The organism is Sporolactobacillus terrae DSM 11697 (assembly GCF_000648615.1).
GTDB classification, from domain to species: Bacteria; Bacillota; Bacilli; order Bacillales; family Sporolactobacillaceae; genus Sporolactobacillus; species Sporolactobacillus terrae.
This window is the reverse complement of record NZ_JFZC01000064.1, coordinates 1-8,336: the sequence shown is the minus strand read 5'-3', so window position 1 is coordinate 8,336 and position 8,336 is coordinate 1. Positions and strand designations below refer to the sequence as shown.

General features: G+C 44.8%; 8 protein-coding genes. 5 read left to right on the top strand and 3 right to left on the bottom strand.

The genetic code is table 11. The annotated features are described in order from the left end of the window. Positions 1–133: 133 nt before the first annotated feature. On the top strand, positions 134–436 hold the full coding sequence (locus AA84_RS0112890; protein ID WP_028977542.1) for a hypothetical protein: 303 nt from the start codon (positions 134–136) through the stop codon (positions 434–436). A 117-nt stretch (positions 437–553) separates the two neighbouring features. Here the strand turns inward: AA84_RS0112890 and AA84_RS17885 are convergent, their stop codons facing one another. Beyond that, entirely contained in the window at positions 554–1,687 is a 1,134-nt protein-coding gene (locus AA84_RS17885; RefSeq protein ID WP_415640306.1) for a mechanosensitive ion channel family protein, read from the bottom strand. Positions 1,688–2,197: 510 nt separating this feature from the next. Between AA84_RS17885 and lpdA the strand changes: the two genes are divergently transcribed. The 4 genes from lpdA to AA84_RS0112865 are packed head-to-tail and all read left to right on the top strand — an operon-like array spanning position 2,198 to position 6,936. After that, a complete protein-coding gene (gene lpdA / locus AA84_RS0112880) occupies positions 2,198–3,616 on the top strand; it encodes a dihydrolipoyl dehydrogenase (RefSeq protein ID WP_028977541.1) in 1,419 nt (472 codons plus the stop codon). Continuing rightward, on the top strand, positions 3,613–4,638 hold the full coding sequence (locus AA84_RS0112875; protein WP_051575332.1) for a thiamine pyrophosphate-dependent dehydrogenase E1 component subunit alpha: 1,026 nt from the start codon (positions 3,613–3,615) through the stop codon (positions 4,636–4,638). Before lpdA ends, AA84_RS0112875 begins: the two co-directional genes overlap by 4 nt. 13 nt (positions 4,639–4,651) lie before the next feature. Then, a complete protein-coding gene (locus AA84_RS0112870) occupies positions 4,652–5,635 on the top strand; it encodes an alpha-ketoacid dehydrogenase subunit beta (protein ID WP_028977539.1) in 984 nt (327 codons plus the stop codon). A 17-nt stretch (positions 5,636–5,652) separates the two neighbouring features. After that, the gene (locus tag AA84_RS0112865) at positions 5,653–6,936 is read left to right on the top strand and encodes a dihydrolipoamide acetyltransferase family protein (RefSeq protein ID WP_028977538.1); all 1,284 of its coding nucleotides are present in this window, start codon (positions 5,653–5,655) and stop codon (positions 6,934–6,936) included. Positions 6,937–7,003: 67 nt separating this feature from the next. Here AA84_RS0112865 and AA84_RS0112860 read toward each other — a convergent pair whose 3' ends face one another. Next, positions 7,004–7,282 (bottom strand): chorismate mutase, encoded by a 279-nt coding sequence (locus AA84_RS0112860; RefSeq protein ID WP_028977537.1) that lies wholly within the window; start codon positions 7,280–7,282, stop codon positions 7,004–7,006. Between the two features lie 44 nt (positions 7,283–7,326). Further along, positions 7,327–8,196, bottom strand: a complete 870-nt coding sequence (locus AA84_RS0112855; protein WP_028977536.1) for a LysR family transcriptional regulator — start codon at positions 8,194–8,196, stop codon at positions 7,327–7,329. Positions 8,197–8,336: the final 140 nt, after the last annotated feature.

Here is an 8,336-nt window from a genome sequence, read left to right as displayed (position 1 = left end):
GTCCCTCGCATGGCACACATGTCCCTCGTTTATGTCCTAAGTGTCCCAAAAACATGGCATAACTGGGCTTTTGCGATGGCAATATACACTTTTTGGAGGCCTTACAGTTCTCGCGGCTTTATGGACGCCTTCAATGCGTGTGACTCAGTTTATCAAGCATGATCCGCTCTCTGCATCCGGGGCGTTAAGCAGCTTGCTCGCCTTTGGAAGTCATGCATTCATGGCCGGAGGAATCAGTGCAGCCATGGCTGGAATCGGGTTGTATCTATTCATAAGAAAAGGGTTTGCTGTGGTTTGCGGGCTACTGTTTCTAGTTGCCGGGAGCCTTAACTGTTTGATCTTATATGGGACGGGTCTTCCAGTTGCTGGGCTGCTGATTTGCACAGGGATGATCATGCTCGCAAAAAATTCAAATTCAATCCTGACCAAGCAGTAAGCGGTCAACAAACACCATTGAATGAGTCTCGAACTCTCGTGCTTAATCCTAAAACGTACGTTTTTTAAAGGGTGTCCCATCGTCAACAGACTTTTGAGACACCCTTCATCTACAAACCTATAATGAGTCACGAGACGGTGAGCGTTCTTCCGTGGCCGCGGCCTGATTGTCCTCGATATTTTTTCCATCGTCATTTGTTGTAACTATGACCGAGCGCGTTGCAGCTAATTTAACCTGTTCTTTTTGAAGAATATCGAGAACAACATAATTATAGTGTTCTTTTGCTTTTAACCATTCCTCAAGATCCGTGGTTTTGATGAAAAAATCAATCATCAAGTTTTTACTGCTTGAAGTAATTTTATCCAGATAAACATATTTTTTATCAGGATAGACTTCAGTATCTGCTGCTAGTGTTTGCCGGATGCGGCCAAGGCTCCGTTTGATCTGTTCATTTGTTGTCTCAACATCCAAGGATAGATTGAAATAAATTCGTCGTCTGTCCATCCTCGATATATTTGTGATGGGCGAGTTGGCAAGCGTTGAGTTGGGGACCGTTACCAGTGCAAGATCAGTCGTTCGAATGCGTGTGGAGCGAAAGTTAATGTCTTCAACAACGCCTTGAATTGACCCCATCTGAATGATGTCACCGATTGTAAAGGGGGCATCGGTAATAATCACCAGGCCACCAAACAGGTTGCTTAAAGTATCCTTTGCTGCCATTGCCACTGCTAGTCCGCCAATGCCCAGCCCGGTAATCAATCCGGTGACGTGAAAATTCCACTGTTCTAAGATTATCGAAATGGTAAAGACTGCGATGATAAATTTCACGATTTTAGAAAGAAATGGAATCACGATTGTATTGAATTGCAGCTCATAGCGATTGCCCATTCGATTAAAGAAAATTCCAATTGCACCAGAGAAGATATAGAATCCCCAACCCATTGAAAATACAGTCAACGATTTAAAAATCAATGAAACGATTGACTTCCATGTATGCGGAAGCGGTAAATAGAGAAGCGCAAAATAGATGCCTGCAAAGAGTAGGATAAACGTAACCGGCTTGTAAAAGGCCTCAGCAATCGCATCGTCCATCTGGGTTTTACTTAATTTAGATAGCCGGGCGATCAGCTTTAGAAAAAATTTAGAAAACAGTTTTCTTGCTATGAAGAAAATCAGAAATATGGCTAATGAGATAAGTGCTTCCTGCCAAGTAATCGTGAAGATCCAGTTAAATTGTTCCAAATTATTCACTCCGAAAAGTAGGGTTAGGTCATCGCATTGGCTTACGCATTAAGAGATAACAGTGATTCTGATTCGAATCATCTGGAAAATGACTTCCTCAATTCTTAATTGTACGTTTTTCAACGGCCGATGTCATTGATTATTCAAAAAAACATTTCTTATGGTTTCCCGAAGATAAGGATTGCTTATATGAAGAGCGTGCTGAGAAATCTGCCTCCTTCGTATAATCATGAAGAAAACGCAAAACGCCGCAATCGTTTAGCGGATTGTTGGAGCAAACCGATACATGCGCTTTGCCTATCGGTTATGAATAGGGTACGATAAGAGAAGAAGATCACATGACTAAAGTGATGCAGCACGGATTACAGCGTTTATGGATACACGGCAACTAATCGAAAAAAATATGGAAAGAATCGCAGCGGCTTTGCGCTGACCAAATGATTTTTTTCTTCGGTATGAAACCTTTCTGCACCCAAAACGTAAATAAGCCATGCACGAACGATAAGGAGTGACTTTTTTATGGTCAAAAATTATGACCTGGTCCTATTAGGTGGTGGAACAGGTGGCTATGTAGCAGCCATTCGCGCCAGCCAACTCGGGCTAAAGACGGCTATCGTTGAGAAAGACTCGCTAGGGGGGACATGTCTTCATAAAGGATGTATCCCGACGAAAGCACTGCTTCGAAGCGCAGAAGTTTTTAGTGAAATAAAAAAGAGTCAAGACTTCGGAATTGAAGTTGCTCAAGTTGCACTCCGTTTCAACAAAATTCAGGAACGAAAGCAAGCGATTGTGAACCAATTGCATCATGGCATTCAGCAATTAATGAAAAAAGGAAAAATTGACATGATCAACGGTTTCGGACGTCTCCTTGGTCCATCAATCTTCTCACCGATACCCGGTTCAATATCGGTTGAATTTGCCGATGGTCGTGAAAATGAGATCCTGACTTCTAAAAATGTGATCCTAGCAACTGGGTCAAGACCTCGTTCTTTAAACGGTTTAGCGGTTGATGGAGAACATGTCCTGACCTCCGATGAAGCATTGCAATTACAAGAGGTGCCCGCCTCAATCGTCATTGTCGGCGGTGGTGTGATCGGCGTGGAATGGGCATCGATGCTGGCGGATTTCGGTTCGAAAGTGACCATTTTGGAGTATAGTGACCGCATCATCCCAAGCGAGGATCGAACGTTATCGCTATCGCTTGCGCGCAGTTTTAAAAAACGCGGCATTCAAATGGTCACCTCGGCAAAGCTGCTTCCGGAAACCTTGCAAAAAGAAAACCAGCTTTCGATCAGTGCAGAAGTTGATGGTCGAACAGAAACTTTTTCTGCAGAGAAAATACTTGTATCGGTTGGGCGGATGCCGAATACCGAGGACATTGGCCTTGCCAATACATCAATCGAAACAGATCACGGTTATATCAAAACAAATGCTTTCGGTCAAACCAAGGAAACGCATATTTATGCAATTGGCGATATAACCGGTGGATTGCAGCTGGCACATGTTGCCTCACATGAGGGAATCCATGCGGTGGAACATATTGCAGGTTTGCCTGTTGAACCGCTGCAGCCGGAACGGGTTCCCCGCTGCATCTACACGCATCCGGAAATCGCATCCATTGGTTTAACAGAAGCGCAGGCTAAAAAAGATCATCTCGTGAAAGTAGGAAAGGTTCCGTTTGGGGCAATCGGCAAGGCACTCGTGTATGGCGACTCTGAAGGCTTTGCAAAAGTGATTGCAGATAAATCAACCAATGACGTGCTTGGTATCCACCTATATGGACCGCATGCAACCGATTTGATCGGCGAGGCAGCAGCTGCAAAGCTGCTCGACGCGACGCCGTGGGAACTGTCAGAAGTCATTCATCCGCATCCAACACTATCTGAAATTATCGGTGAAGCTGCATTGGCGGCCGATGGGAGGGCGATTCATCTATGATTCAAAAAATTAATCAGACTGTTCAAGTGGCTAACCGTCACAAAGCGCTGGGTTTGACTGATCAAGATGTTCTGTCAATGTATGAGAATATGCTGAAGGCGAGAAGGGTTGATGAGCGACTTTGGTTGCTCAATCGCGCGGGTAAAATCCCCTTTGTTGTGTCATGTCAAGGTCAGGAAGCAGCACAAGTCGGCGCTGCATTTGGCTTAAATCGCGATAAAGATTATGTTGCGCCCTATTACCGCGACTATGGTTTTGTTTTTGCATGGGGCATGACGATAAGGGAAATGATGCTGAATAATTTTGCAAAAGCAGAAGATCCGAATTCAGGCGGAAGACAGATGCCGGGCCACTTCGGTTATCGAAAGCTGCGCATGCTTAGTCATTCATCACCGGTTACGACGCAAAATCCACATGCTGTCGGAATCGCACTTGCAGCAAAAATCAAAGGTGACGATATTGTCAGCTTTGTTACTTTTGGCGAAGGCTCGTCAAACCAGGGCGATTTTCATGAAGCAGCAAATTTTGCAGCTGTTCACAAACTTCCTGTTATCTTCATGTGTGAAAACAACCATTATGCGATTTCGGTTTCTTTAAAAAATCAAGTAGCCTGTGCACATATATCAGATCGTGCAATTGGCTACGGGATGTATGGGGAGTCTTTCGACGGCAACGATCCTCTTGCTGCTTATGCTGCGGTTAAGAAAGCAGCTGATCGAGCACATCGCGGCGAAGGCCCAACACTTCTTGAAGCGAATGGTTACCGGTTAATGCCGCACACGAGTGACGATAATGATATGACCTATCGAACCAAAGAGGAAGTCAATGAAGCGAAAAAACATGACGGTGTCCTGACGTTTGCCGAATACCTGCGCGCTGTTCATGTTTTGACCGAGGATGGCGAAAGAGCAATGGAAGAACGGATTCGCAAAGAAATTGATGCGGCGACTAATGATGCAGAAAAAGCACCATTCGCTGAGCCCGATTCTGTTCTTCATTATGTTTATGAGGAAAAGAATTAAGGGGGATGAACGAATGTCAGTACGCTCATATATTGAAGCAATCACCATGGCTTTAGATGAAGAAATGGCTCGGGACGAAAACGTCTTTGTATTAGGCGAAGATGTCGGCAAACGCGGGGGCGTCTTTCAAGCGACAAAGGGATTATATGAAAAATACGGCGAGCTTCGCGTGATGGATACACCACTTGCTGAGTCTGCAATCGCAGGTGTCGGCATTGGCGCTTCTCTATATGGGTTGCGTCCGGTAGCTGAAATGCAATTCTCAGACTTTATGCTTCCAGCGGCTAATCAGATTATCTCTGAAGCGGCGAAAATGCGCTACCGCTCGAATAATGACTGGTCGGTTCCATTAACGATTCGCGCTCCGTTTGGCGGAGGCGTTCATGGGGGACTCTACCATTCTCAATCGATGGAAGCGATCTTTGCTAATGTCCCTGGATTGAAAATTGTTATTCCTTCAACGCCATATGACGCAAAAGGACTGTTAAAAGCTTCGATACGTGACAATGATCCGGTTCTCTTCTTTGAACATAAGCGTGCGTATCGACTATTGAAAGGCGAAGTTCCGGAAACCGACTATGTTGTTCCGCTTGGAAAAGCCGACGTTAAACGCGAGGGTACCGATGTAACCGTAATTACCTATGGACTAATGGTTCACCATGTCCTCAATGCGGCGGAACAGCTTGCGGAGCAGGGCATTTCAACTCATGTGCTTGACTTGAGAACGATTTATCCACTTGATAAAGAATCGATAATCAGCGCAGCACAAAAAACGGGAAAAATTTTGCTAGTTACAGAAGACACGAAAGAAGGCAGCGTGATGAGCGAAGTCGCAGCGATTATTGCCGAGAACTGTCTTTTTGATCTGGATGCGCCGATCAAACGTGTTGCGGCACCGGATGCGCCGGCAATGCCTTATGCCGGCCCGCTGGAAAAGGCATTTATGGTGAAACCAGAACAAATTGAACACGCAATCCAAGACCTAGCCGAATTTTAAAGGAAGGGGGCAGTATGATGAGTGAAAAGCAAATGACGATGCCGCAATTAGGAGAAAGTGTGACTGAAGGAACGATCAGTCAATGGCTGGTTTCAGCAGGCGACACCGTGAAAAAATACGATCCGATTGCTGAAGTAACAACCGATAAAGTGAACGCAGAAATACCTTCGAGTTTCGAAGGGAAGATTATAAAAATGCATGTGAACGAAGGCGATACCTTGCCTGTTGGCGAGCCGATATGTACGATTGAAGTTGCCGATAACGAAGCGACAGGTGAGACCGAGCCAACTCCAGCGGCAGCTGAGTCGAGTCAAAAAACGAAGCAGTCAATGAAAAAACGCTATTCGCCGGCCGTATTACGTCTTGCTCAAGAACATGACCTTGAACTTGAGCAGATTCCCGGCAGTGGAAGAGACGGGCGGATTACAAGGAAGGATGTCGTGCGTTTTCTGGCGGCTGAACCTGCACAAGCTTCTGGAAATTCAAAGCCGGCTGCAAGCATGCAACCAGCTGCGTCCGCCGGTGCCGTGTGTTACTCAGGCGCTGTCGCCGGACAAGCGGCGGCACCTGAAGCAAAACATGCTGCCATAAAGAGTGAAGCGGGTGATCGTGTTATCCCGTTGACTGGAGTACGTCGCGCGATCGCTGCTAACATGCTGCGCAGCAAACATGAAATTCCTCATGCATGGACAATGATTGAAGTTGACGTGACCAATTTAGTGAACTATCGGAACCAAGTAAAAAATGCATTTTTGAAAAAAGAAGGTCATAAATTAACCTATCTTCCCTTTTTTATGAAAGCGATTGTCGCCGCCTTGAAAGAATTTCCGCGCATGAACAGTACTTGGGCCGGCGATAAAATCATTGAAAAGCGAGCAGTTAATCTATCACTCGCCGTTGCTTCAGAAGATGCGCTCTATGTTCCGGTCATTAAGAATGCGGATGAACGGAGCATCAAAGGACTTGCCTTTGCCGTCGACGACCTTGCCGCTCGTGTTCGCGAAAATCGGATGTCGCCCGATGATATGCAAGGAGGAACGTTTACAGTAAACAACACCGGCTCATTTGGTTCAATTCAATCACAGCCGATTATCAACCATCCTCAAGCTGCTATTCTGTCAATCGAATCGATTGTCAAACGGCCTGTAGTGGTTAATAACATGATTGCAATTCGGGATATGGTCAATCTCTGTATCTCCATCGATCATCGTGTACTCGATGGATTGATTACGGGGCGTTTTCTTGCGCGAATCAAAGAACTGCTTGAAAATGTTAATCCTGAGAACACACCGATATATTAATGATTCAAGCGAATCTGAGAAGATAAAAGCAACCTCCGTCTCGACTCATCGAAATGGAGGTTGCTTTTCATTTGCTCTTATTAATCAGCAGTTTCTGATAATCCCGGCTGAGGGCTACGAGATGTTTGAAAAGGGATTCTTGATAAGGCTTAAGTTCTGCACGTGCGCTTTGGTCACGTGCTTTTCTAATGATGTCTTGCTCGCGCTTTCCATCTAGAATTTTATGATCGTTTTTCAATTTGAATAATGCGATCGAACGAGCGATGTCCATTCGCTTGTTGAACAGGCGGATGAGCTGTTCATCAATGGCATCGATTTCTTTTCTGTATGCTTGTAATTGGGTCATGAGCAGTACTCCGATCCTTTCGATTTCGTGTTGCTGTTCTTTCCTTAGGAAAGCTTAGTGATTAATTCCTTGGTTATCTCAGCAAAACATTTAGCAGCCGGTGAAGGAGGAATTCGCGTTGCAAGACCGATCGTACGAAAGCTTTCTTCAGAGAATGGAATGGCTTTAAGCGGTGCAATGTGATCAGGAAGCACCAATTCAGGTAATATACTAATTCCGAGATGATTGCGGACCATGGCGAGGATCGCATTTTCTTCCATAAGTTCAAAGCGGATCTCGGGCTTACAGTGGTGTGCCGCCAAAAGCTGTTTTACTTCATGGTTTCCTCCAAAGGCGGGCATAATAAATGGCTGTTTTCTCAATTGGTCAAAAGAAACGGTTTTTTGATGATAAAGTTTACTCTGCGGTGAGACGATACAAAGGATACGGTCTTTCTTCAACGAAGTAATCTGGAATGATTTTATTTCAAGTTTATTAACAAAACCGCAATCCAATTCACCGCGTGTCAACCGCTGCTCGATTGTTTCATAATTACCTTCGTACAGACGAACTTGGACAAGTGGATAACGTTGATCCATTTCGTGAATGATTTTCGGAAGCAGATGGCGGGAGATGCTGTTAAAGACGCCAACCGTCACAACTCCCTTTTTTATGCCTAAAATCGCTGAAGCTTCTTGATGGACATTTTTATCCATTTGCAGTACAGCATTGATTGAGGGCAGAAGAATGCGACCTTCCCGAGTTACGGTTATTCCTGATCGATCTCTGTTGATGAGTGCAAAGCCTAGGTCATGTTCCAAACTGGATACAGCATGACTTACCGCCGATTGAGTCAACCCAAGCTGACCTGCAGCTTTCGTAAAACTTTTTAACATCATGACCGTAGAAAAGATTTGATATTTAATCAGACTCATCGCAACCCCAACCTAATGAAATAAATTAATGATGAATATTATAAACATTCATTTTATCCTGAATTATTCACCGCTTGCCGTTTTTTCGGGATTTTGCTCACCAGGATGCAGCCAACCTGATTTCACTTGATTTTTTGAAT